The organism is Deinococcus apachensis DSM 19763, from assembly GCF_000381345.1.
Lineage (GTDB): Bacteria > Deinococcota > Deinococci > Deinococcales > Deinococcaceae > Deinococcus > Deinococcus apachensis.
On the sequence record NZ_KB906430.1, the window covers coordinates 1 to 19,049 of the forward strand.

The 19,049-nt window shown below is 66.7% G+C and carries 25 protein-coding genes, 1 tRNA gene and 2 pseudogenes; 10 read left to right on the plus strand and 18 right to left on the minus strand.

Annotated elements, in window-relative coordinates:
* Positions 1 to 215 (plus strand): annotated as a pseudogene (locus F784_RS0121280) (IS110 family transposase); the annotation flags it as partial.
* A 138-nt stretch (positions 216 to 353) separates the two neighbouring features.
* Here F784_RS0121280 and F784_RS0121285 read toward each other — a convergent pair.
* The 8 genes from F784_RS0121285 to F784_RS24230 all read right to left on the minus strand — a co-directional run bounded on the left by F784_RS0121285 (position 354) and on the right by F784_RS24230 (position 4,733).
* Positions 354 to 596 (minus strand): hypothetical protein, encoded by a 243-nt coding sequence (locus F784_RS0121285; RefSeq protein WP_019588729.1) that lies wholly within the window; start codon positions 594 to 596, stop codon positions 354 to 356.
* Positions 597 to 685: 89 nt separating this feature from the next.
* A complete protein-coding gene (locus F784_RS0121290) occupies positions 686 to 943 on the minus strand; it encodes a hypothetical protein (protein ID WP_019588730.1) in 258 nt (85 codons plus the stop codon).
* On the minus strand, positions 940 to 1,239 hold the full coding sequence (locus F784_RS0121295) for a hypothetical protein (protein ID WP_019588731.1): 300 nt from the start codon (positions 1,237 to 1,239) through the stop codon (positions 940 to 942). The genes F784_RS0121290 and F784_RS0121295 overlap by 4 nt, the downstream gene beginning before the upstream one ends.
* A 379-nt stretch (positions 1,240 to 1,618) precedes the next feature.
* Entirely contained in the window at positions 1,619 to 2,005 is a 387-nt protein-coding gene (locus tag F784_RS0121305; RefSeq protein ID WP_019588733.1) for a TubC N-terminal docking domain-related protein, read from the minus strand.
* On the minus strand, positions 1,993 to 3,147 hold the full coding sequence (locus F784_RS0121310; RefSeq protein WP_019588734.1) for an AAA family ATPase: 1,155 nt from the start codon (positions 3,145 to 3,147) through the stop codon (positions 1,993 to 1,995). Before F784_RS0121310 ends, F784_RS0121305 begins: the two co-directional genes overlap by 13 nt.
* Complete coding sequence (locus F784_RS0121315) at positions 3,131 to 4,372, minus strand: hypothetical protein (protein WP_019588735.1); 1,242 nt, start codon at positions 4,370 to 4,372, stop codon at positions 3,131 to 3,133. Before F784_RS0121315 ends, F784_RS0121310 begins: the two co-directional genes overlap by 17 nt.
* A complete protein-coding gene (locus tag F784_RS26485) occupies positions 4,369 to 4,542 on the minus strand; it encodes a hypothetical protein (protein ID WP_019588736.1) in 174 nt (57 codons plus the stop codon). Before F784_RS26485 ends, F784_RS0121315 begins: the two co-directional genes overlap by 4 nt.
* Positions 4,542 to 4,733, minus strand: coding sequence for a helix-turn-helix domain-containing protein (locus tag F784_RS24230; protein WP_019588737.1), 192 nt, complete (start codon positions 4,731 to 4,733; stop codon positions 4,542 to 4,544). The genes F784_RS26485 and F784_RS24230 overlap by 1 nt, the downstream gene beginning before the upstream one ends.
* 296 nt (positions 4,734 to 5,029) lie before the next feature.
* Between F784_RS24230 and F784_RS26490 the strand changes: the two genes are divergently transcribed.
* Positions 5,030 to 5,923, plus strand: a complete 894-nt coding sequence (locus F784_RS26490) for a hypothetical protein (RefSeq protein WP_157465438.1) — start codon at positions 5,030 to 5,032, stop codon at positions 5,921 to 5,923.
* Positions 5,924 to 5,988: 65 nt separating this feature from the next.
* Positions 5,989 to 6,071, plus strand: a tRNA-OTHER gene (locus tag F784_RS0121330).
* 188 nt (positions 6,072 to 6,259) lie between these two features.
* Here the strand turns inward: F784_RS0121330 and F784_RS0121335 are convergent.
* The 3 genes from F784_RS0121335 to F784_RS0121345 all read right to left on the minus strand — a co-directional run bounded on the left by F784_RS0121335 (position 6,260) and on the right by F784_RS0121345 (position 8,545).
* The gene (locus F784_RS0121335) at positions 6,260 to 6,664 is read right to left on the minus strand and encodes a hypothetical protein (RefSeq protein ID WP_245558005.1); all 405 of its coding nucleotides are present in this window, start codon (positions 6,662 to 6,664) and stop codon (positions 6,260 to 6,262) included.
* A 62-nt stretch (positions 6,665 to 6,726) separates the two neighbouring features.
* Positions 6,727 to 7,728 carry a cell division protein ZapE gene (gene zapE, locus F784_RS0121340; RefSeq protein ID WP_019588739.1) on the minus strand — a complete coding sequence of 334 codons (1,002 nt, stop codon included), beginning with the start codon at positions 7,726 to 7,728 and terminating at the stop codon, positions 6,727 to 6,729.
* 115 nt (positions 7,729 to 7,843) lie between these two features.
* Positions 7,844 to 8,545 (minus strand): S4 domain-containing protein, encoded by a 702-nt coding sequence (locus F784_RS0121345; RefSeq protein ID WP_019588740.1) that lies wholly within the window; start codon positions 8,543 to 8,545, stop codon positions 7,844 to 7,846.
* A gap of 70 nt (positions 8,546 to 8,615) precedes the next feature.
* Between F784_RS0121345 and F784_RS0121350 the strand changes: the two genes are divergently transcribed.
* The 3 genes from F784_RS0121350 to F784_RS0121360 are packed head-to-tail and all read left to right on the plus strand — an operon-like array spanning position 8,616 to position 10,677.
* Complete coding sequence (locus tag F784_RS0121350; protein WP_019588741.1) at positions 8,616 to 9,047, plus strand: DUF3197 domain-containing protein; 432 nt, start codon at positions 8,616 to 8,618, stop codon at positions 9,045 to 9,047.
* Between the two features lie 20 nt (positions 9,048 to 9,067).
* Entirely contained in the window at positions 9,068 to 9,784 is a 717-nt protein-coding gene (rlmB, locus tag F784_RS0121355; RefSeq protein WP_019588742.1) for a 23S rRNA (guanosine(2251)-2'-O)-methyltransferase RlmB, read from the plus strand.
* Positions 9,781 to 10,677, plus strand: a complete 897-nt coding sequence (locus F784_RS0121360) for an aldose 1-epimerase (RefSeq protein ID WP_019588743.1) — start codon at positions 9,781 to 9,783, stop codon at positions 10,675 to 10,677. The genes rlmB and F784_RS0121360 overlap by 4 nt, the downstream gene beginning before the upstream one ends.
* A gap of 17 nt (positions 10,678 to 10,694) precedes the next feature.
* Here F784_RS0121360 and F784_RS0121365 read toward each other — a convergent pair whose 3' ends face one another.
* The gene (locus F784_RS0121365; protein ID WP_026332636.1) at positions 10,695 to 10,913 is read right to left on the minus strand and encodes a hypothetical protein; all 219 of its coding nucleotides are present in this window, start codon (positions 10,911 to 10,913) and stop codon (positions 10,695 to 10,697) included.
* A 47-nt stretch (positions 10,914 to 10,960) separates the two neighbouring features.
* On the minus strand, positions 10,961 to 12,040 hold the full coding sequence (locus F784_RS0121370) for a S1C family serine protease (protein ID WP_040383757.1): 1,080 nt from the start codon (positions 12,038 to 12,040) through the stop codon (positions 10,961 to 10,963).
* Between the two features lie 79 nt (positions 12,041 to 12,119).
* Here F784_RS0121370 and F784_RS0121380 point away from each other — a divergent pair, with 79 nt between their 5' ends.
* The 3 genes from F784_RS0121380 (at position 12,120) to F784_RS24235 (ending at position 14,577) form a co-directional block, all read left to right on the plus strand.
* On the plus strand, positions 12,120 to 12,611 hold the full coding sequence (locus tag F784_RS0121380; RefSeq protein WP_019588746.1) for an EVE domain-containing protein: 492 nt from the start codon (positions 12,120 to 12,122) through the stop codon (positions 12,609 to 12,611).
* A 243-nt stretch (positions 12,612 to 12,854) separates the two neighbouring features.
* Entirely contained in the window at positions 12,855 to 13,559 is a 705-nt protein-coding gene (gene thyX / locus F784_RS0121385) for an FAD-dependent thymidylate synthase (protein WP_019588747.1), read from the plus strand.
* Positions 13,560 to 13,866: 307 nt separating this feature from the next.
* Positions 13,867 to 14,577, plus strand: a complete 711-nt coding sequence (locus tag F784_RS24235) for an ABC transporter ATP-binding protein (protein ID WP_019588748.1) — start codon at positions 13,867 to 13,869, stop codon at positions 14,575 to 14,577.
* A gap of 11 nt (positions 14,578 to 14,588) precedes the next feature.
* Here the strand turns inward: F784_RS24235 and nrdR are convergent, their stop codons facing one another.
* The 5 genes from nrdR to dnaB all read right to left on the minus strand — a co-directional run bounded on the left by nrdR (position 14,589) and on the right by dnaB (position 18,381).
* On the minus strand, positions 14,589 to 15,044 hold the full coding sequence (nrdR, locus tag F784_RS0121395) for a transcriptional regulator NrdR (protein ID WP_019588749.1): 456 nt from the start codon (positions 15,042 to 15,044) through the stop codon (positions 14,589 to 14,591).
* On the minus strand, positions 15,041 to 15,754 hold the full coding sequence (locus F784_RS0121400; RefSeq protein ID WP_040383750.1) for an SDR family NAD(P)-dependent oxidoreductase: 714 nt from the start codon (positions 15,752 to 15,754) through the stop codon (positions 15,041 to 15,043). Before F784_RS0121400 ends, nrdR begins: the two co-directional genes overlap by 4 nt.
* Before the next feature lie 50 nt (positions 15,755 to 15,804).
* Positions 15,805 to 16,026 carry a hypothetical protein gene (locus F784_RS25725; protein WP_083939333.1) on the minus strand — a complete coding sequence of 74 codons (222 nt, stop codon included), beginning with the start codon at positions 16,024 to 16,026 and terminating at the stop codon, positions 15,805 to 15,807.
* Between the two features lie 310 nt (positions 16,027 to 16,336).
* On the minus strand, positions 16,337 to 17,035 hold the full coding sequence (locus F784_RS0121405) for an NUDIX domain-containing protein (protein WP_019588751.1): 699 nt from the start codon (positions 17,033 to 17,035) through the stop codon (positions 16,337 to 16,339).
* Positions 17,035 to 18,381, minus strand: a complete 1,347-nt coding sequence (gene dnaB, locus F784_RS0121410; protein WP_019588752.1) for a replicative DNA helicase — start codon at positions 18,379 to 18,381, stop codon at positions 17,035 to 17,037. The genes F784_RS0121405 and dnaB overlap by 1 nt, the downstream gene beginning before the upstream one ends.
* Positions 18,382 to 18,817: 436 nt before the next feature.
* Between dnaB and F784_RS25730 the strand changes: the two are divergent.
* Positions 18,818 to 19,049, plus strand: a pseudogene (locus F784_RS25730) (IS701 family transposase); the annotation flags it as partial.

Consider the following 19,049-nt stretch of genomic DNA (forward strand, 5'->3'; position numbering starts at 1 on the left):
GGGGCGGGCGCGCAGAGGTTCGGAAAGTGCTCTACATGGCGACGGTAGCATCATTGCGGTTTAATCCGGTGCTGCGCGCATGGTTCGACCGACTCGTCGAGCGTGGGAAGCCGAAGAAGGTCGCATTGGTGGCCTGCATGCGGAAGTTGCTGATGATCCTGCACGCGATGGTTCGTTCTCAGGCGAAGTGGCGTGGGGAGGCCGCCGCGGCGTGACACGCCGTCGACGGCCCCCCACGCCACAAGCAACCTTGACCCGCATTACGGTTGCTACAGGAGCCGACTTCTCGTTCAACCTATGAATTTTCGAGGTTAGTCAGGCCGACCTCACCACTCACGAGCTGGTCGATCTGCTCAATGATGCTTACCGGGAGGACCGAGGGGAACCTTCCTCCGACATAGCCCCGCGTCCCGCATCATGCCCGCGAGCACGCCCGCATATACCTCTCGGGGAAGTGCGGCCTTCAGGGCGTCCAGTACCTGGTCCGCTTCCGCGTCGAAGTCCAGCCCCGGCGCGTACCGCTCCCGCATCTCCTCAAAGGCCCGGCGCACCTGGGGGGCGTACTGTTCGGCATTCAGCAGGCGAAGTGTGTTCATGGTGGAGGCCCGCCCTGCTGCGACCACCCGGCGCCACCAGGCCGGGCCAAGCTCAGCCGCCCATTCCAACCGGTCCAACCGCCGCCCAGTCATGCCGACCCCCGTTCCAGGCGATCAATCAGCGCCCGCAGGTCTTCGTCTGACATCGCCCGTATCTCTGCCCGCACCCGGGCCGCTTCCCCATCCGAGTCCGGGTGCCCTTCCGCCCGGAGATAGGCCACGTGCAGCTCGTCAAGTTCCCGGTCGGACAGCCCAGCTAGGTAGGCTTGCCTCCCTTCCTGTTGCCGAGCGACTCTGGCCGTGTGCGCCGCTTCCAGCGCCTCCAGCCGCTTTCCCTTCGCCGTCATGCCGCCCCCCGACTCAGCCGCGGCCCCGTGTCGCTCCCTTCTGCGGCCAGTGCGTCCTCAATGGCCTTGAGCCTGCCTTCCATCTCGCCCACCTCATACGCGCGGGCGTAGGCGCTGCCCGTCTGGGCCAGGGCGTGAACGGCCTTCAATCTCACCGCGTCATCGTCCTTGCTCAGCAGTTCTTCCGCCGTCTCAATCGCCTTCCAGAGCTTCAGGAGCAGGGCGTCCAGGCCTGGGGGCTTGCGCTTGGCCCGCTTCGCCTGCCGGGCCTTTGTCGGGTCTGCGTTCGGGTTCATGCTGTACCTGCTTTCAGAGGAGGGGGGGTGGATGGCACGCCACCTCCGAATAGTTCGCCCCTGACAGCGTGAAGCGGCCAGGCGGGGCGTTCTTAAATGCCGTTCTGAGGGGTTCCTCCCGCTTCCTTGCGCCGCTGCTCGACGGCACACGCCACACGTTCTCTGACCTGCCGCTCTGCCGCCTACAACTCTTCAGGGGTGCGCGTGTGGGGCTCCTGCCGGGGGAAGGCTGCTTTCCGCGCTTCCCGAATCATCCGTTCGCGTTCCTCATTCATTGGCTGCCGACTTTCAGGGCATAGGTGTTCGCCTCCAACCAGTTCCCCCAGGCCAGGGCATACAGGTTCGCCAGCAGCCAGGGCACCCGGTCAGGGAAGGGGCGTCATGCTGCCCACGCTCCCCTTGCTTCCCAGAGGTGGGCAAGCTGGCGCTCAGGGTCGCAGCCACAGGCGTACAGGGCCGCGCAGGTCAGCACGTACTCTCCGAGGTTCGCCACCAGCCCGGAGGGCAGCGAGGCTGGGCGGTTCAAGGCGTTCACCTTCGCCGCCTGGACCAGCCGTGCCAGGGCTTCCGGCAGGGGAGCAAGCTGCCCGCCCGTACCTGCCTGAAGCTCCCTCAGCAGGGCGTCTTTCTGCGCCTTGATCTGCTCGTGCAGTTCCGGCGTCACCGCCCCGTGGGGGGCACGGGCGATCAGCCGACCCTCCTGCACAGCCAGCCGCACGCCGCGCCCTTCCAGTTTCCGGAGGAGGTCACGGGCTACCACGTCCATTCCTCCTCAGCGGTCGCCACACGGGCGGGAGCTGGGTCATCCTTGACGATCAGCGGAGCGTCTTCCTCTTTCACCACCACACCAGATGTAGGGGTTTGGTGTGGTGGTGAAACCTCCGGGGCATGTTCCGGCAGGCCGTACAGCCCCCGACCCAACCGCACCACCCGCCCGGACTTCTCCAGCAACTTCAGCGCCCGGTCAAACGTGCCGCCCCGCCCGCCCAACTTGGCCCGGGGCTGCGGGCCGTCCTGTAGGGCGTCCAGAATGTCGCGCTGAGCTTCCTGCCCCCGCTCGTCCCGTTCCCGCTGAGCCGTCCGCGGGCCCGCCTCCCCCAGACACTCCAAATCCAGTTCTTCCAGCCGGTCGCCCCTGTTCGTGAATCTCAGGTGGGTGACGAATGGCTCAAAGGTTGCCGTGTTGCTCTTGTCCACCGTCCAGCGGGTGACGGCCCGCCCGTCCTGTTCTTCGCCTTCCAGCGCCACCGACACCCGCGCCCACGCCCGTTTCTGTTGGCTGCCCATCGGCGTTGGCACGCCCATTCCACCTGCCGCCGCTTTCGTCGCGTGGTCAATCACCAGCACCGCCGCGCCCGCCTTCCTCGCCGGGTTCAGCCCCAGGCGCAGGGCCAGCGCCACTTCCTGCCCATTGTTGGTGTCGCCCACCATCATCTGCCCCAGGGAGTCACACACCACAAGGTCAATCCCCAGCTCTTTCACCGTCTGAGCAATGTCCGGCCCCATCGCCTCCAGTGACTTCAGGCTGCTCGTCTCTTCGCCCGGAAAGTTGCATTCCTCAGTGTTGGGGCTGTAGTAGATGAACTCTTCTGGGATGCCCTCAAGACCCACGCCCCGGAAGGCGGCCTCAAACAGTTCGTGATTCCACTCCCAGGAACCGTCAAAGTCGAGATACAGCACCCGGAGGCCGCGCGCCACGGTCCTCAGATGGGCGAAGGGTCGCCCGGCCACCAGACAGGCCGTCAGATGCGCCGTGTGGGCCGTCTTGCTCACCCCAGGCTGCCCGAAGAGCAACGTCCCCGCCCCGCGGGCCAAGAACTTTTCCACCAGCCATTCCACCGGCTTCACGGGGGGTGCCGTCTTGCCATTGAACACTGGCAGGATGCGCGGCTCACGAGGGCCAGTCACAGCACACCCCAAACTTGCGGAGCTTGGCCCGGTACTTCCTCAAAGCCAGTTCCTCCGGTGCCGTTTGCACCACCACACCAAACCCTGAGAAGTGGTGTGGTGGTGAGAAGGTGCGGCCCTCTCCCTCTCTCTTTTCACCAATTGGTGAACTGGTGTGGTGAATGGTGGAAGTGCTCAGCAGGTCGAGCAGCCACGCACCCAGCACCTCCCCCCCTTCATTCCCGGCCAGGTCGCAGAAGTCCCCGGAGGGCAGCGCGGTCAGCGCCCGCACCTCACGCGCCCCGGCAGCGCGGGCCACCTTGCCCACCCGATCCAGGCACGCCGCGCCCGCCTCGTCCGGGTCGGCGTACAGGTAGACCGGCTTCCCGTGAAAGCCGTGGAGGAAGGGTGCGCCACCCGCACCAGCCAGCCCTTGCACGTCCAGCCGGACGCCTACCGCTTCCAGGGCTCGCGCTGCCGCCGCTCCGTTCAGCTCCCCCTCAACGATCAGCACGGCCTCTCCAGCACCGTACCCGGGCGAGCACCACGCGGGCGCACCATGCCGGGCAATCGGGTAAACGTAGCGGGCGACACCGGAGGACTGGAGGGTGTCAGCGGTCCCCAGGTTCCGCACCTTGAGGCCCCACGGCTTCCTATCGGGGCCGCGCAGGAAGAACGCCAGCGCCCCGGCATGGGCGAGGGTGCGCCCGTCCCGCGTGCGGAAGTCCCGGCGTAGTTTGCCCACCTGAAGGCCCTCCCACCCGTACAGGCCGCGCCGCTGGAGGTCACGCCCTGCCACGTCCTGAAGGCTCAGGGGGGCGAGAAGGGCATAGGCGCGGCTGAGCTCTTCCACTTCCAGTGAGGTGCAGCGGTCTAGAGCGGCCCGCGCTTCCCGGAGGGGGTCAAGGGCCTGATACCCGGGCCGCTCTCCTCCGAGCTGCCAGGGGCCTAGACTCACCCCGGCCAGCCGCGCCAGCTCTGCCCGTGCCTGTTCGGGGGTGTAGTTCAGGGACAGCAAGAAGTCATACGCTGTGCCCCCCGCGTTGTCCCCACCATGCCGCTTCCAGCGCCAAGTACCGTTTTTCAGATACACGCTGAAGCTAGGGCTTCTCTCACTGTGACCGGGACGTGGGTCACGGGTCGCGCCCCCATGTTCCCGGTTCAGGCCGCGGACCGCATCCGAGCCGCACTCGTGGGCGATCAGGTCCGGCAGATTCACCCGTTCCAACACCTCGCGCAGCTTCACGAGCGCACCGCCCCGACGTGCCCGCGCATCTCGCGCAGCAGGTGAAGCGCCGTTGTGTTCCCCTTCGCCGCTTCCAAGGTGAGGAAGGCTCGTAGGGCGGCCAGCTTTACGGTAGGGGGTAGACTGTCCAGCGGAGCCCACGCGCCGCCCTCTTGCCCAGGGCGGCGCATTATTTGCCTCCAGCCAGGAATTCTGCGACCGCCTCTCGCGGGATCAGCCAACGCCGCCCATAGCGGACGGCGCGGAGCCGCCCACTGCGGAGCAGGGCGATTACCGAGTTCTTACTCAGGCCGAGAAGGGGCTCAACCTCCTTGGGCGTCAGGACGAGCTTCGAAGCTGTTTGCTGTTCGTCTCCGTTCATGTTCTCCCTCCTGTTCCCCTCCAAGGTGCAGTAAACTTCCCCCTATGCGGAGGACGCAAAAGGGGGGACAAATGGGGGGGCATTCCTTCTCGTTTGTCTACGATGCTCCCCAGGCGGATGCAATATGGGCAGAGCGAGCCGAGGACGTGCCCCCTTGGGACTGGACGAGGCGGAACAGAGCCGGAGGCGGTTTGGATGTATACGGCGCGTTCCTAAAGACCAAATGGACGGACGAGGGCCTTGCCTATCAGTGGGGCCGAGTCCTGCCTACGCCCACATTGAGCTACCCGCGTCTAGTGCGCCGCCATCACGAGCAGTACTTTTCTCGCGTCTCTTCCCCGGTGTACGTTGAGTTTCTTCGGCTATGGCGGATTGCTGAGAAATACGGTGTTCTGCCCGGAGCGGCTGAAAGCGAAAAGCGCCGCAAGTTTCAGGAAGCGGTGGTCAGAGCCGCCCTACGGATCGGCATCCTCTCTCCCCACGGGACGGCCGACAGCTTGCGTGACTGGTGGGAGGCCGCGTTAGAGGTGGCCTTTTGGGTTCGTCTACTTGACGATTTGAACACGGAAGGTCCCACTCTCCCTGAAGATTTTTGGTTGGTTTGTGAATCGACTTGGGACGTGGAGATATACACAAGAAGAGAGCTTGAAGAGCTGGCCGAACTAGACCCAGTGGGAAAAGAAATGCTAGGGTCGGCAAATGTAAGGTGGCGAAAACCACGCGACCATAAAGATGGGGGACTCTCGACTAAAGCGTCCGGTCTAATTCATATTGCACAGAACGCAAGCTCGAAAAAGGCAAAGGGGAGCAGCACGGTCACACCAGCCGAGGCACGGGCCGCTATTGCCCAAGAATGCCTCTTTCCCCCCTTTATTCGTGAGGCGTTCAAACACAGCACGCCACAAGCCGGGGACACTCTTGGGTTGCCTACGGTTCTGCGGGCCCGTGTGGGCTCGCTGGACTGGGCGCGGTATGAACTGGCACAGCTATATGGGGCTATCCAGACGCGGACCTGCGCTTCACCGTCCTGTGGCGCGGTATTCGTGCCAAGCCGCAAGGATGCGCGGTTTTGCTCGAACACCTGTAAGGAAAGCGTAAAGAAGGCCCGGAAACGGGAACGTCGGCGGGGCGCCTCCAGCACAGCGCAGCCCGTCACAACGCTGACACAACCGTTGAAGGAAAAGGAATGATTTGGTGATCCTCAGAGGGCAAGTACCTCCAGAAACACCACCCTGGGAGGGCAAAGGGGGGAACCGCTGGGAAAGCGTGGGAAGCACTTGGACAACTTAAAATCGGCCGGGGCAACCCGTGCGGGTTCAAGTCCCGCTCTCGGCACCAGCAAAGTCCGTCCAGTACGGGCTTTTTTATTTTCCACCCGGTGATTTCCGACTGCCACAGCTCCCACACAGGCAGGGTTACCCCATCTGACGACCACTCCTCAGAGGGTGAAGACGGAGCTTCTCCCAGACCGGAAGGCATGTGTGCAGCCGATTTTCCTTGCCATCACGCTCGCCTCTTCAGCCAGCTCAATAAGCCAGGCCGCCGCGCCGGAACTGAAAGCCCGCCTTGGTGAAAGCCAGCATCACCGTGTGCCCGTCAGCCTTGAACGTCAGCTCCGAGTTCTGGAAGGTCTTGTCCTTGCCCAGGCAGGTGGCCTGGAGGTTGTAGGTCTTGCCCTTTTCGAAGCGGGGCAGCGGGGCGTTCTTCCCCACGGGTGAGACCTTGCCGGTCGGCAGCACGGCAACCTGGGACTTGAGCTGGCCGCCCTCATACACCCGGACGGCGACACTCAAGCAGGGGGAGGGGGTGTCGTAGACGGCAAGCAGGCCGTCGAGCTGGAAGGTGTTGCCTGCTGCGGCCGAACCGCAGGTCAAGGCGCCCAACAGAACAACCGCCAGGCGCACCGAGCGAACAAGAGGAGGGTTGGGCATTTATCCCAGCGTAGAGGGGGACCACATGCAAAGTTCTTACGGCTTCCCGCTCCCGGGTCAGCCTACGCCCACGCCTCGTGCAGCAGCTCCGAGAGGCGGCTGAGACAGCGGCTGTACTTCTTGGCGTAGGCACCGTGGCGGTACGTCTCGCTGAAAAGCTGGCCCAGCGGCACCCCGGTGAAGGCCGCCCGCAGCCCCAGGTCGTACAGCTTGTCAATGAAATGCACGAACCGCAGCGCGACGTTCTGGTCGGGCATGGGCGCGAGGTCGGTGACGCCCAGCGCCTCCACCCCCGCGAGCAGCCGGGCGAAACGGCTGGGATGGACTTCCAGCAGATGCCGGTTGAGGTCGCGGTGGCTGACGACGGCCAGGGTCGCGTCCGGCTGCCGGGAGAGCCAGGCGCGGAACTCCTCGGGCCTCAGGGGCTGGGCGGGCGTGGTGCCGCGCTGGCGGTAGTCGGGGCCGTCCACCCGGTGCGTCTCGAAGCGCTCGGCGATGCCCTGAATCTGACGCTGGAAGTCGGCGGCGTTGAAGCGGCCCTGCCCCAGCGCGCCGGGCTCGGTGTTGCTGGTGGCGACCACGCTGGTTCCGGCGGGCATCAGTTGGCCCAGGAAGGTATTTGCCATGTGGGTGTTGCCGGGGTCGTCCAGCTCGAATTCGTCGATCAGGAGCAGGTCGTGGCCGCGAAAGGTCTCCACCGCGCGGGTCATGCCCAGCGCGCCGATCACGTACATCAGGTCCTGGAAGCTCATCAGGGCGCGCCGCCCCTCCGCCGCGTGGTACGTGCTGGCAAGGAGGTGCGTCTTGCCCACCCCGAAGCCTCCGTCGAGGTACAGGCCGCGGCCCTCGGGCTTGGCGCGGCGGAAGAGGCGGAAGCCGCCGGGGCGCACCTGGGCCCCCTTCAGGAAGGCCTGGAGGCTGGTTCGCGCCTCCTCCTGGCTGGGGTAGGCGGGGTTGGGGCGGTAATTCTCGAAGCGCACGTCCCGGAAGCGGGCGCTGGGGGCGAGGCTCGCCGTCAATTCCTCTGGGGTGAGGGTGGGGGTGCGGGAGAGGAGGTCAATCATGGGTGAAGTGATGAGGCATAAGGGGTTGAGTGGGCGGGAGAGGGGGCGGCGGGGACCGAAAGTGGGGGGGCGGCGAGAGCGGGGCCCCTTCTCCCCTCCCATCGCCGGGCGCCCGTCACCGATGCACTTCCAGTTCCACCTTGAAATTCCCGCGCCGGGTCTCGTTCACCACTCGTTTGAAGTCGATGCGGCCGATCCCCTCGGCGCTGAGGCTGTCGCCCTCCCGGATTTCGGAGCTGGAGCGGGCGGGCTGGCCGTTGAGCCGCACCTTGCCGCCGTCGATGCCCTGCTGGAAGTAGGCGCGGCTGACGCCAAAGCCCTTGGCCCCCACCACGTCCACCCGCATGGAGGGCACCACGACCTCGCGCGTCTTAGAGCCCCGTCCGGCCGTCTCGCCGACCTCCTCGACCTCGACCTCGCGGCCCCCGAGTTCGGTGAGGCCTTCCAGGGTTTGCGCGGCCTTGCCGGTCACGGCGATCAGAAAGGACCCCCCACGCTCCTCGCGCACGTCGCCGATCTGGTCTTCGGGGAGGTTCAGGCGGCGCAGATGCACCGTGAAGTCCTGCACGTCCCAGGCTGGGCCGCCCGCCTGTGGAGTCACGCGCAGGACGGTCACGCCGCTATCTACCCCGGGGATGTGGGCGGGGTAGAGGGTCAGCACCACCCGGCGGGCGTCGGGGAAGCCGCCCGCGATCACGAAGCGCACCTCGTCGTCCTGGAGCTGACGGCGGTCGATGTCGTCGCCGTCGAGAAAGGTCGTGCGGACCACGCGCCCACCGCGCGCCTGCGCCACCAGCGTGGGGAGCTTCTGCTTCATGGGGCGCAGGATAGCGGGGAAACGGGGTGGGCGTGTCCGCGCCTGCCGCGCCTCCTCTACACTGGCCCCCATGCACATCGCCGACCCGTACGGGGTGCCCGGGGCACCGCTGGAGACGCTGCACGCCATCCTCTCGCGGCTGGAGGGTATGAACCGCGCGGGCGGTCGGCTCATCCTGATCAGCGACCGGCAGGGGGACCGCCCCGCCACCCGCTACGCGGCCCTCCTCACGCTGGGCGACGAGGCCCTGATCACCGCCCCCGCCTTCGGCCCGGAGTACGGCGTGGCGGGAGCGCAGGCGCTCGCCGACCTGACGCGCTGGGCGCAGGGGCGCGGCTGGCCCGTGCGCGAGACGATCCTGCCGCCCCCCGACTTCGTGCGCGTTCTGGCCGAGCCGGATGAGGACGAGGTGGCCCGGCTAATCGCCGCGAGCAACCCCAGCGACCCGGCCATTTACACCACCCCGCCCAAACCCCGCCCCGCCGACGACTGGGAGGAGTGAGCCCCCGCTAGACTGCCCCCATGTTGCTGTACGGACGGAATCCGGTGCTCGAAGCCCTGCGCGACGGGCGCGTGACCGAGGTGCTTGTCGCGCGGGGCGTCGAGGAGGCGTTCGTGCGCGACCTCCAGGGCTTCGACGTGCGGGTGCGGTTCGCGCCCCGCATCGAACTCGACCAGATCGCGGGGACGACCCAGCATCAGGGCGTGATCGCGGAGGTCGAGGACCTGGAATGGGCGACGGTGGACGACATCCTCGACCGGGCCGAGGCGCGGGGCGAGGAGTTGCTGATCGTGCTCCTCGACGGCATCACCGACCCGCGTAACTTCGGGGCGATCATCCGCTCGGCGGAGGTGTTGGGGGCACACGGCGTCGTGGTGGAGGAACGGCGCAGCGCCCCCCTCTCCCCGGTCGTCGCCAAGACGGCGGCGGGGGCGACGAGTTACCTCCCGGTCGCGCAGACGAAGAACCTCCCGCGCCTGATGGAGCAGCTCAAGGCCGACGGCGTGTGGGTCTACGGGGCGGCGGGCGAGGCGGCACAGGACGTGGGCCGCACCGATTTCAGCGGCAAGGTCGCCCTGGTGATCGGCGCGGAGGGCGAGGGCCTCCGGCGCCTGGTGCGCGAGAAGTGCGACGCGCTGGTGCGAATTCCCACGCGGGGGCAGGTGCAGTCCCTGAATGCCTCCGTCGCGGCGGGCATCCTGTTGTACGAGGCGGCGCGGACGAGGGGGGCGAAATGACCCTGCGGGTCGAGACCATCTCCAGCGAGCGCTTGACACTGGAGGTATTGCCCGAACTCGGCGCGAGTGTGTTGAACTTGCGGGCGGCCTCGGGCCGTCCAGTGCTGCGCCCCGTGGACCTGTCCAATGTGGAGACGAGCAGTCAGTGCGCGTGCTTCACCCTGCTGCCCTTCTCCAACCGCATCCGCGACGCGCGCTTCACCTTCGGGGGGCGGGAAGTTCAGCTCCGCCCGACGACGAAGGACGGACTGACCCAACACGGTGACGTGCGGAATCGCCCCTGGCAGGTCACGCGCCTCTCCGACCGGCACCTGCGCGCCGACTTCGACAGCCGGGACTTTCCCGACCTGAACTGGCCCTGGGCCTTCACCGCCCGGGTCGAGTACCTGCTGCACGGCCCGCACCTCGACCTCAGCGTGACCCTGACGAATGTGGACCACTCGGAGATGCCCGCCGGGATGGGCCTCCACCCGTACTTCCAGCGGCGGGAGGACGGCGTGGACCCCCGGCTGAGTTTCGACGCAGCGCTGATTTACGACACCGACGAGCGGCAGCTTCCAACGGGTGAGGCGCGCCCCGTCCGCCCGGACGAGGACTACCGGGCATCCCGCCAGATCGGCGGCGAGCCCTTCGACCGGGTCTACACGGCCTGGGACGGCACCGCCCGCCTCGACTGGGGCACGCGCGCCCTCGTCTTGACGGCCGACACCGTGTTCTCGCACCTGGTGGTGTTCACGGCGCCGGACGGCAGCCTCGCCCTGGAACCCGTCAGCCATGCGACAGACGCCTTCAACCTGGCGGCGCGGGGCGTGGGCGGGATGGACATGCGGACGTTGAGCCCGGGGCAGAGCCTGGCGGGAGCCACGCGTATCTCACTGGAAGGCGAGTGGTAGGCGGCCGACTCAGCCCCCTACGCGCCCATCGTGGCGAGCAGCGCCCCGTCACCTCCCCGCAACTCGAAGCCGGGGCGGTCGCGGCTTTCCAGCCAGCGCAGGGCGTCGATCAGGTCGTCGGTCTCACGCACCGTCTCGGGACCGCCCGGACCCCGCCAGATCAGGCGGTACGCATGGGAGGCCGTGGGCGGGGTCCAGCGTTCGCCGCCGTCTTCCTTCACAAAAGCCCGTGACATGCCCCAGGGTGGAGCTCCCCGGTGAGGGGCAGCCGGGAGGAGCGTGATTACTCCTTCAGGCCCGGCACACTGCGTTCCCCGACCAGGGTGATGCGGGCTTCATGTTCCTGGTCGCCCCGGACGTAGCCCAGGGTGATCGTGTCGCCCACGCTCGCCTTGCGGATGGCGGTGATGACCTCATTCGCGTCACGGGTCCGCTCGCCGTTCACGCTGATGATGGTGTCCCCCAGCCCGCTGAGGTTGCCGTTCTCGTCTAAGGTCGCGCCGCGCAGTCCTGCCCGGGCGGCGGGACTGCCGCGCGCGATGCGGAGGACGAGGCCCCCCGGCGGATCGGTGTAGCCACTGTGGTTCACATCAAAGATCAGGCCCACCACCGGCACGTCCCGCTTCTCGCCCGCCCGCAGCGCGGCGATCAGGCGGTTGCCCTCGGTGACGGGCACAGCGTAGCTTGCGCGGGTCTGGTTGCTGTCGTCTACCCGGATGTAGCTCACCACCCCGATGGCCTGCCCGTTGCCGTCGATGATCGGGCCGCCGCTGTCGCCGGGCGCCAGGGGGGCCGACATTTCCAGAGTGCCCTGCGGGAAGTCCGCGCGCCCCGCCTCCACGTTCAGGCGCAGCAGTTGCCCGCGCCGGGGTTGCAGGAAGTCTCCGCCGCTGTTCCCGATAGCGAGGACCGTCTCCCCCACCCGGGGCGGCCGGGTGGCGAGGTTGAGCGCGGGAAAGGGACCCCGGCCCTCCACCTGGAGGAGCGCCACGTCCGCCCCCGCGTCGTAGGCGGTCAGCCGGGCGGGGAGGCGGCGGCCCGAGAGCGTCTGCACCTGAAAGAGCTGCCCACTGCCAACCACGTGGTACGCGGTGAGGACCTGCCCCGTCTCGGAGATGAAAAAGCCGGTGCCCAGGCCCGCCTCCTGGGTGCGGGCGTTCAGCGCCTCCAGCCGCACGACCGCCGGGCGGGACCGCTCGAACAGCGCCCGCGTGTCCTCGGAAAGCTGGTTGGGCAGGGACTGGGTGGCTTCGGGTGCGGACGGGCCCGTCACGCCCGGCAGCGTCAGGCGCTCCGGCAGGAGGTAGGCCGCGAGCGCGAGCAGCAGCAGCACGGGAAGCCAGGGGGAGAGGCGCGGACGCACGGGGAGAGTGTAGGTCCGCCCGGCACGCGACAGGGTGCCCAAAGGTACGGAGGCCCATGAGGACGCTAACCTCTCCCCTATGCCCCCCTCACCGCCGCAGTTCTGGCTGCTCAAGTCCGAGCCGGACGTGTTCGGGTTCGCCGACCTCGTGCGGGTGGGCCGGGAGGCATGGAACGGCGTGCGGAATTACCAGGCGCGCAATTTTCTGCGCCAGATGCGGGTGAGCGACCTCTGCCTCTTCTACCACTCCAGCACCCGGCTGACCGGCGTGGCGGGCGTGGCGCGGGTGGTGCGGGAGCCGTACCCGGACGACCTGCAATTCGACCCGGAGAGCGCCTACTTCGACCCCAACAGCACGCTGGAGAACCCACGCTGGAGCATGGTGGACGTGGTTCCCGTCCTGGCCTTCCCGGCCGTGCTGCCCCTGGAAACGCTCCGAACGCTTCCCGCGTGGCAGGACTCGCCCCTGACGCGCAAGGGCAACCGCCTGAGTGTCCTGCCCGTGACGCTGGGGCAGTTCCGCGCCGTGCTGGAAGCCGCTGGAGTGGACCTCCGGGAGGTGGAGCGGTGAGAAGCGGCTTCCCTAACCCTGTCACGGTTCTGTTGGACCCCTACGGGCACACTGGCGCATGGACCTCCTGCTTGCCGGACTGGTGATCGTCCTGTCGCTGCTGCTCACGGTGCAGGGTGAGCGTCGAGCCCCACAGTCCAGTGCCCTATGTGTCCGCTCTCAGCACGGATAAATCTGCTGCCCAGACCATCCCCAATGCTCGCCCGTCCCATCTCCCCGGGACGGACGTTAAGCTGGGGCGCGATGACTGTGACCTCCGCCCATCCCCTGACCCTCTACCCCCTGGGCGACGGCCTGGGCAGCGTCAGCCTCGTGCAGCATGTGGGCGACGACAAGATGATTACGAATGCGGCAAGAGTTTCCTTTGGTGGTGATTCAAACGCGCCACTCAGCCAAAAGGACGAAAAGTTGATCAGTTATCTGCTGCGGCATCAACACGGCAGTCCATTTGAACATAATCTAATTACTTTCAAAATTGTCTGCCCTATTTTTGTAGATCGACAGGTGGTGCGCCACAGGGTCGGCGTCTCAAAGAATGAGATTTCCGGAAGATATGTGGAGATGCAGGAACGCAACTTCACCCCGCCCTCCTTCCGAAAGCAGTCACCCAGCAATCGGCAGGCGAGCGTGGAGGATGACGGAACGCTCGATCAAGTGCAGGCGACTCAGATTTGGGAAGAAGCCTGGCGAAACGCCTTTAACGCGTATCAAGAACTCCTACGGCTGGGTGTCACGCGCGAGCAGGCACGGGGTGTATTGCCGCTGAGCTTATACACCGAATCGTATTACACCTTTAACGTACGCTCGTTGCTGCACTTCCTGGAATTGCGCGACCACGAGGGGGCGCAGTACGAGACACGCCTTTACGCCCGTGCAATGGCGCAACTCGCCGAGCCGCTTTTTCCGGTCACGTTCCGGGAGTGGCGGGCCCTGCACACGGGGGACTGAGCCGGTTCTCCCGGAGACATCCGGGTGGGCGGTCAAACGCTAAGGAGCGAGCGGGAGCAAATCCTCGCCGACGACGAACTCACCCTCGCCCGCATGGGGCGAGGGTCGGCGAGCCGTGCCGGGGAGAGGGGACACGCAGGCAGGATGTCCGATCTTCACCCGCAAGGCCCCTATCCGTCGCTGTGTGAGGCGGACCACGCAAAGTGTGACGCGGCGGTAACCGCCCCCTGTTAGACTCCCCCCTGCACCACAATTGAGGGTTGGAAAGGGGGGAGAATGCCCACGCACTGGTCCACAGCGCGGCGCCATGACGGCGGGCACAGCCCTGGAGGCGCGGCACCTCGTCGAGGATTTCTGGGGCTTTCGCGCCACGAACGACGTGAATCTCCAGATCCAGGAGGGCGAGGTTCACGCGTTCATCGGCCCGAACGGGGCGGGCAAGACTACACTGTTCAACCTGCTCTCGGCCTTCCTGCGACCTAGCGGCGGCGAGGGCAGGCTGTACGAGGAGCACATCGACACGCTGCCGCCGTATGCCATCGTGCGGCGGCAGCTTTCGCGCTCTTTCCAGATCAGCAGCATGTTTCCCAGCCTGACGGTGCGGGACAACGTGCTGGTGGCCCTGGAGTCCCCGACCCGCTTTCCAGGCCAGTTCTGGACTCCGCTCGCCCGGCTGGAGGCGCTGGGGCCGCGCGCCGATCAGAGTCTGGCGGATGTGGGCCTGGCCGGGGCGCCTTCACGGCTCGCCGCCCACCTCAGCCACGGCGAGAAGCGGCAGCTCGAAATCGGCCTCTCGCTCTCGCAGGACCCGCGTGTGCTGCTCCTCAACGAGCCGACGAGCGGCATGGGTTCGGAGGGCATTGCACGGGTGATCGCCCTCGTGCGGCAGGTGGCGCGGGGGCACACTGTCGTCCTCGTCGAGCACAACATGAGCGTGGTGGCCGAACTCGCCGACCGCATCACGGTCCTTCAGGGTCTCGCCTTCCCACCTGGGGATGCTCCGCTTCGCTCAGCATGACAGCCTCCCCCCTACTCCGCCCCCTCCCGGTCCTTTAGCCCCTGAATCTCCTCGATAAATCTCTCCAGGCTGTCGAAATCGCGGTAGACACTGGCAAAGCGGATGTAGGCCACGTCGTCGAGCGGGCGCAGGAAGGTCATGGCGCGGCGGCCGATCTCCTCGCTCCGCAACTCAGGCACGCCCACCTCGTCCTCGAAGCCGTAGGCGAAGGCGCGCAGGCGTTCGGGGTTAACGGGCCGCTTCTCGGTCGCCAGGGTCAGGCCGCGCAGCAGCTTGTCGGGGTTGAAGGCCTCGCGCTGGCCGCCACGCTTGAGGACCATCAGCGGCTCAAGCTGGGCGCGCTCGTAGGTGGTGAAGCGCCGGGCGCAGCCCAGGCACTCACGGCGGCGCCGGATGCTGGCCCCGTCGTCACTGGGGCGCGAATTGACCACCCGCGAGTCGGGGGCGGAGCAGTAGGGGCACTTCACCGCAGGGCCGCCTCCGGGGCGCGGACCCTGGGCACGGGGGGCAGGGGCACCTCCAGCACCGTGCCGCGCAGGTGGCGCAGGGCGGGCGTGGCGAGCGCGAGGACCGCCTCGGCGAGCGGGCGGTCGAGGGCCTCGTCCCCGCTGCTCGCCCGCGAGGGCAGCACGAGATTCACCCGCAGGTCCTCGTCGTGGGCGTGCTCCACCAGCCCGCGCAGTGCTCCGCGCTGGGGATGCGCCTGGAGCCCGGCCTCGTCCAGGTGAGGGCCGACGAGGGTGAGCCAGGTGCCGGGCAGGCGGCGGCGAACGATCTGTGCGATGGCGACGCTGCTCTTCACGTTGCAGTTGAACAGCTCCATCCACTCGTTCTCGGAGAGCATGGTGAAGTTGGTGTGGGCGCGCTTGTCGGCCAGGTGGACGATGCCATGCAGGGCACCGAAGATTTCCAGGATACGGTTCTGAGCGCTGAGCCAGTCGAGCGGCACGCCCACGTCCGCCTTGATGGGAATCGCCGTGCCGCCCGCGAGTTCCAGACCGCTCGCGGCGGCGGCCAGCGTCTCGCTGTTGCCCCCGATCAGAACTACGCTCGCGCCCGCCCTGGCCAGCGCGGCGCTGATGGCCCGGCCATACCCCTGGTCCGCGCCCGTCACCGCGATAACCTGCCCGGCCAGCACGGCTGAATCGGGAGAGGAAGGGGGTGAGGCGGAAGTCATGACCCCAGCATAGCGCCCCCACCGGGAGGGCGGGGCACACCTTCAGTTCTTCAGCCCGCGTGGGGCAGGGGCCGCAGCGCCCGGGCCGGGGGGTCACCGGCGCGGTGCCCCTTGCCGCACGGATCGCACCAGTACGCCTGATCGCCGTCGCGCAGATCGTAGAGGGCCAGCGGCTCGCCGCAGGAGGGGCAGACGTGGGCGTACCCGCGTCCGCTGACGGGATGGGAAATCGCCTCCTCACCGGAGGGCTTTTTACGTAACGCCCGCTTCATATTCTGATTTTAGCAGAAGTAGGTGGGGAAGGTTTGGTGTTCCAAGTTATGGGAAAAGACCCCCTAGCAAGGAGTTTTTCTCCCTCTCCCACCAGGGGAGAGGGTTGGGGTGAGGGGGCATGTGACCAGCTTGAGTGCCTGCAAGAGGCCCTGCCAGTCATCCGAGCCGCGCCGGGGATCGTGCCCGTTCACCCCCTCCCAGCCTCCCCCCTCAAGGGTGACGGGCTTCTGAGCCTCTCCCACGGCGGCCTCTCTCCGAAGTGCTACCCAAGAGCTTTCAGAGTCCCACTGCGCGCAGGAAATCCCCAAACTACAAATCCGCCTCGTCCGTCGGCTCGTCCATCAGCTCCGGCTGCACGGCCCCCACGCCCACCCGGCGGCGTTTCCGGAGCATGGCGGGTTCCTTATCCAGATTAAAGACGAAGTGGCGGGGCCGCCGCTCGCGCAGCCAGGTTTCGAGGGCCACCAGCCGGGGGCGAAAGCGGATGAACTCGCGCAGTTGGCGGATGGGGACGAATTTGGCCTCCTGCACGTCCCGGTCCGGGTCACGCGGAGCCAACGTCCCGCCCACCTCGCGCCCGGTGTAGAAGAACTGGAGGTGGTGCCCCCAGGTCTGCGCCTGGAACTCGACGATGAAGGCGAGGTCGCGCAGCTCCACGACCAGCCCGGTTTCCTCGTAGGTCTCGCGGCGGGCGCCCTCCTGCACGAGTTCGCCGGATTCCAGCCCGCCCTTGGGCAGCGACCAGCGGCCCCGCTCGCGCACCAGCAGGATTTCCTCACCGCGCAGCACGATACAGCCCACGCCGATGCGCGGATCGGCCAAGGGGCGCCCCTTTTTCTGTCCGCGCTTGCTGGGGGCAGCGGGCACCGGCACGCTCGTTGCGTTCGACACCTGGCCCGGTCCGGGCAGCCGCGTCTGCTCGGGGGCACGGCCACTCCGGCGCCGCCTGCGCCGCCGTTGCGCGTTCGCCCCGTCTGCCGTGGGCTTCACCTTCACGTCCTCCGCCATCAGACGCCCTCCGGCGCGAGATCGTTGAAGCGGACGTGGGCGGAGTGGAATTGTAACTTCACCGTGCCGACCGGGCCGTTGCGCTGCTTGCCGATGATGATCTCGGCGATCCCTTGCTGATCTGTCTCTTTGTTATAATATTCGTCTCTGTAGATAAACATCACGATGTCTGCATCCTGTTCGATGGCGCCTGATTCACGCAGGTCAGAAAGCATTGGTCTATGGTTCGGCCTCTGTTCTACAGCACGGCTGAGCTGACTGAGAACAATGATCGGCACTTCCAACTCACGTGCCAGCCCTTTCAATCCACGCGAAATAGTGCTGATCTCCTGCTGTCTGTTGTCACTGCCGCCGCTATTCTTGCCGCCCGACATGAGTTGCAGGTAGTCGATCACGACCAGCCCGAGTTGCCCATACTGGGCGGCGATGCGCCGGAGCTTGCTTCTCAATCCGTTGAGGGTCAGGTCGGGCTCGTCGTCAATCACCATGGGGGCGTCGGCCAGCCGCCCGGCCGCATGGGCCAGCCGCTCGAAATCGCGTTCATTGAGCTGCCCGCTTCGAATGCGGTTCATATCGACCCGCGCCTCGGAACACAGCATCCGCAGGGCGAGCTGCACGCTGGGCATCTCCAGGCTGAAGACCGCGACCGTCTTCTCGCCGCGCAGGGCAACATTCTGGGCGATGGAGAGGGCGAAGGCCGTCTTTCCCATACTAGGCCGCGCCGCCAGCACGTTCAGACTCCCCTTCTGGAGCCCCGAAATTTGCTCGTCCAGATCGCGGAAGCCGCTGCTCACGCCGTCGGGGATGCCCTTGTTCTGGTGCAGCAGGGTGATGTACTCGAAGGTGTCGTGGACGACCGCGTCCATCGCCTGGTAAGCCTCGCCCCGCTTTTTCTGCTCGGCGACCTCGAAGATCATCTTCTCGGCGCGGTCGAGCAGGTCTTCGAGCGGCAGTTGCGCGTCGTAGGCGAGCTGCATTGCCTTGCCCGAAGCGCTGATGAGCTGCCGCAGCGTGTGCTTTTCCTGCACGATGCGCGCGTAGTGCTCGGCGTAGGCGGCGGTCGGCACCTGGTCCGACAGGCCGATCAGGTAGGCCAGGCCGCCCACCTCGTCGAGTTGTCCCTTGACCCGCAGGTCCTCGCTGAGCGTCACGAGGTCCACCGGTTCGCCGCGTTCCTGAAGTGCCCGCATCGCCGTGAAAATCTTGCGGTGGCCCTCCCGGTAGAACATCTCGGGGCTCACCGTGTCGCCGAGTCCGGTCAGCGTGTCGTTGTCCAGCAGGATACTTCCCAGAACGCTGATCTCGGCGTCGTTGCTATGGGGGGGAACGCGCGGTGTCAGTTCCATGCAGGGCCTTTCGCGCACGCGGCAAGAGGGGGCGTCGCCGGGTAAGAGGCCCGGGCGCGCCGCGCGTGCAGAGGGTGAGATAGGGGTGGGGCTGCGTGAGCCCATTCGGGAGGCAAGCTCAGCCGAACTGCCGAGAATCATACCACCCCTGCCTGTCATGCACCTGACAGAAACGGCACCCCCATACAGGCCGCCCGGGGGAGGTCAGCCCGTCCAGAAGGCGCGGCGTACATGGACACTCCTCTACCCCTCCCCCCTATCCACACGCTTTTTGTGTAAGGGCTCTGTTAGAGGCTCCTAAATAAGCTCATACCAGCAAGGACGGGAGACACCCGGACCTGCAAAGCAATCCCCGGCTGAACGGACCTTCTCCCGATTCCTTTATCCCGACAGCCGCTAGTACTACAGCCGCAGTTAAGGCGCAGTAGCCTGGGGAATGACGCGTTCCGGCGCAGCCTCACTTCCTCGGCGATGGTTGACGGAGCTGGGTACGCTCCACCAGCGGATTGCTCCTCGTTTTGCCCGCAGTGAACAGCGTCAACGCGCCCTGGCCTACTTACAGGCCCTCTTGAGCCCAATCGAACGTAAAAACGGCTGGCAGGTGGCTGAGCGAATTGGGGAACACACCCCAGATGGAGTGCAACGTTTGCTCTCTACCGCTCAGTGGG

Coding starts and splice junctions, on each gene's coding strand:
- F784_RS25725 (WP_083939333.1), bottom strand. CDS start 16,026: ATGAAGCGGGCGTTACGTAAAAAGCCCTCCGGTGAGGAGGCGATTTCC.
- F784_RS0121400 (WP_040383750.1), bottom strand. CDS start 15,754: ATGACTTCCGCCTCACCCCCTTCCTCTCCCGATTCAGCCGTGCTGGCC.
- F784_RS0121295 (WP_019588731.1), bottom strand. CDS start 1,239: ATGAACCCGAACGCAGACCCGACAAAGGCCCGGCAGGCGAAGCGGGCC.
- F784_RS26485 (WP_019588736.1), bottom strand. CDS start 4,542: ATGCGCCGCCCTGGGCAAGAGGGCGGCGCGTGGGCTCCGCTGGACAGT.
- F784_RS0121285 (WP_019588729.1), bottom strand. CDS start 596: ATGAACACACTTCGCCTGCTGAATGCCGAACAGTACGCCCCCCAGGTG.
- dnaB (WP_019588752.1), bottom strand. CDS start 18,381: ATGGAACTGACACCGCGCGTTCCCCCCCATAGCAACGACGCCGAGATC.
- F784_RS24235 (WP_019588748.1), top strand. CDS start 13,867: ATGACGGCGGGCACAGCCCTGGAGGCGCGGCACCTCGTCGAGGATTTC.
- F784_RS24230 (WP_019588737.1), bottom strand. CDS start 4,733: ATGAACGGAGACGAACAGCAAACAGCTTCGAAGCTCGTCCTGACGCCC.
- F784_RS0121345 (WP_019588740.1), bottom strand. CDS start 8,545: ATGAAGCAGAAGCTCCCCACGCTGGTGGCGCAGGCGCGCGGTGGGCGC.
- F784_RS0121405 (WP_019588751.1), bottom strand. CDS start 17,035: ATGGCGGAGGACGTGAAGGTGAAGCCCACGGCAGACGGGGCGAACGCG.
- F784_RS0121365 (WP_026332636.1), bottom strand. CDS start 10,913: ATGTCACGGGCTTTTGTGAAGGAAGACGGCGGCGAACGCTGGACCCCG.
- F784_RS0121305 (WP_019588733.1), bottom strand. CDS start 2,005: ATGGACGTGGTAGCCCGTGACCTCCTCCGGAAACTGGAAGGGCGCGGC.
- F784_RS0121360 (WP_019588743.1), top strand. CDS start 9,781: ATGACCCTGCGGGTCGAGACCATCTCCAGCGAGCGCTTGACACTGGAG.
- zapE (WP_019588739.1), bottom strand. CDS start 7,728: ATGATTGACCTCCTCTCCCGCACCCCCACCCTCACCCCAGAGGAATTG.
- F784_RS0121335 (WP_245558005.1), bottom strand. CDS start 6,664: ATGCCCAACCCTCCTCTTGTTCGCTCGGTGCGCCTGGCGGTTGTTCTG.
- F784_RS0121290 (WP_019588730.1), bottom strand. CDS start 943: ATGACGGCGAAGGGAAAGCGGCTGGAGGCGCTGGAAGCGGCGCACACG.
- rlmB (WP_019588742.1), top strand. CDS start 9,068: ATGTTGCTGTACGGACGGAATCCGGTGCTCGAAGCCCTGCGCGACGGG.
- F784_RS0121350 (WP_019588741.1), top strand. CDS start 8,616: ATGCACATCGCCGACCCGTACGGGGTGCCCGGGGCACCGCTGGAGACG.
- F784_RS0121380 (WP_019588746.1), top strand. CDS start 12,120: ATGCCCCCCTCACCGCCGCAGTTCTGGCTGCTCAAGTCCGAGCCGGAC.
- thyX (WP_019588747.1), top strand. CDS start 12,855: ATGACTGTGACCTCCGCCCATCCCCTGACCCTCTACCCCCTGGGCGAC.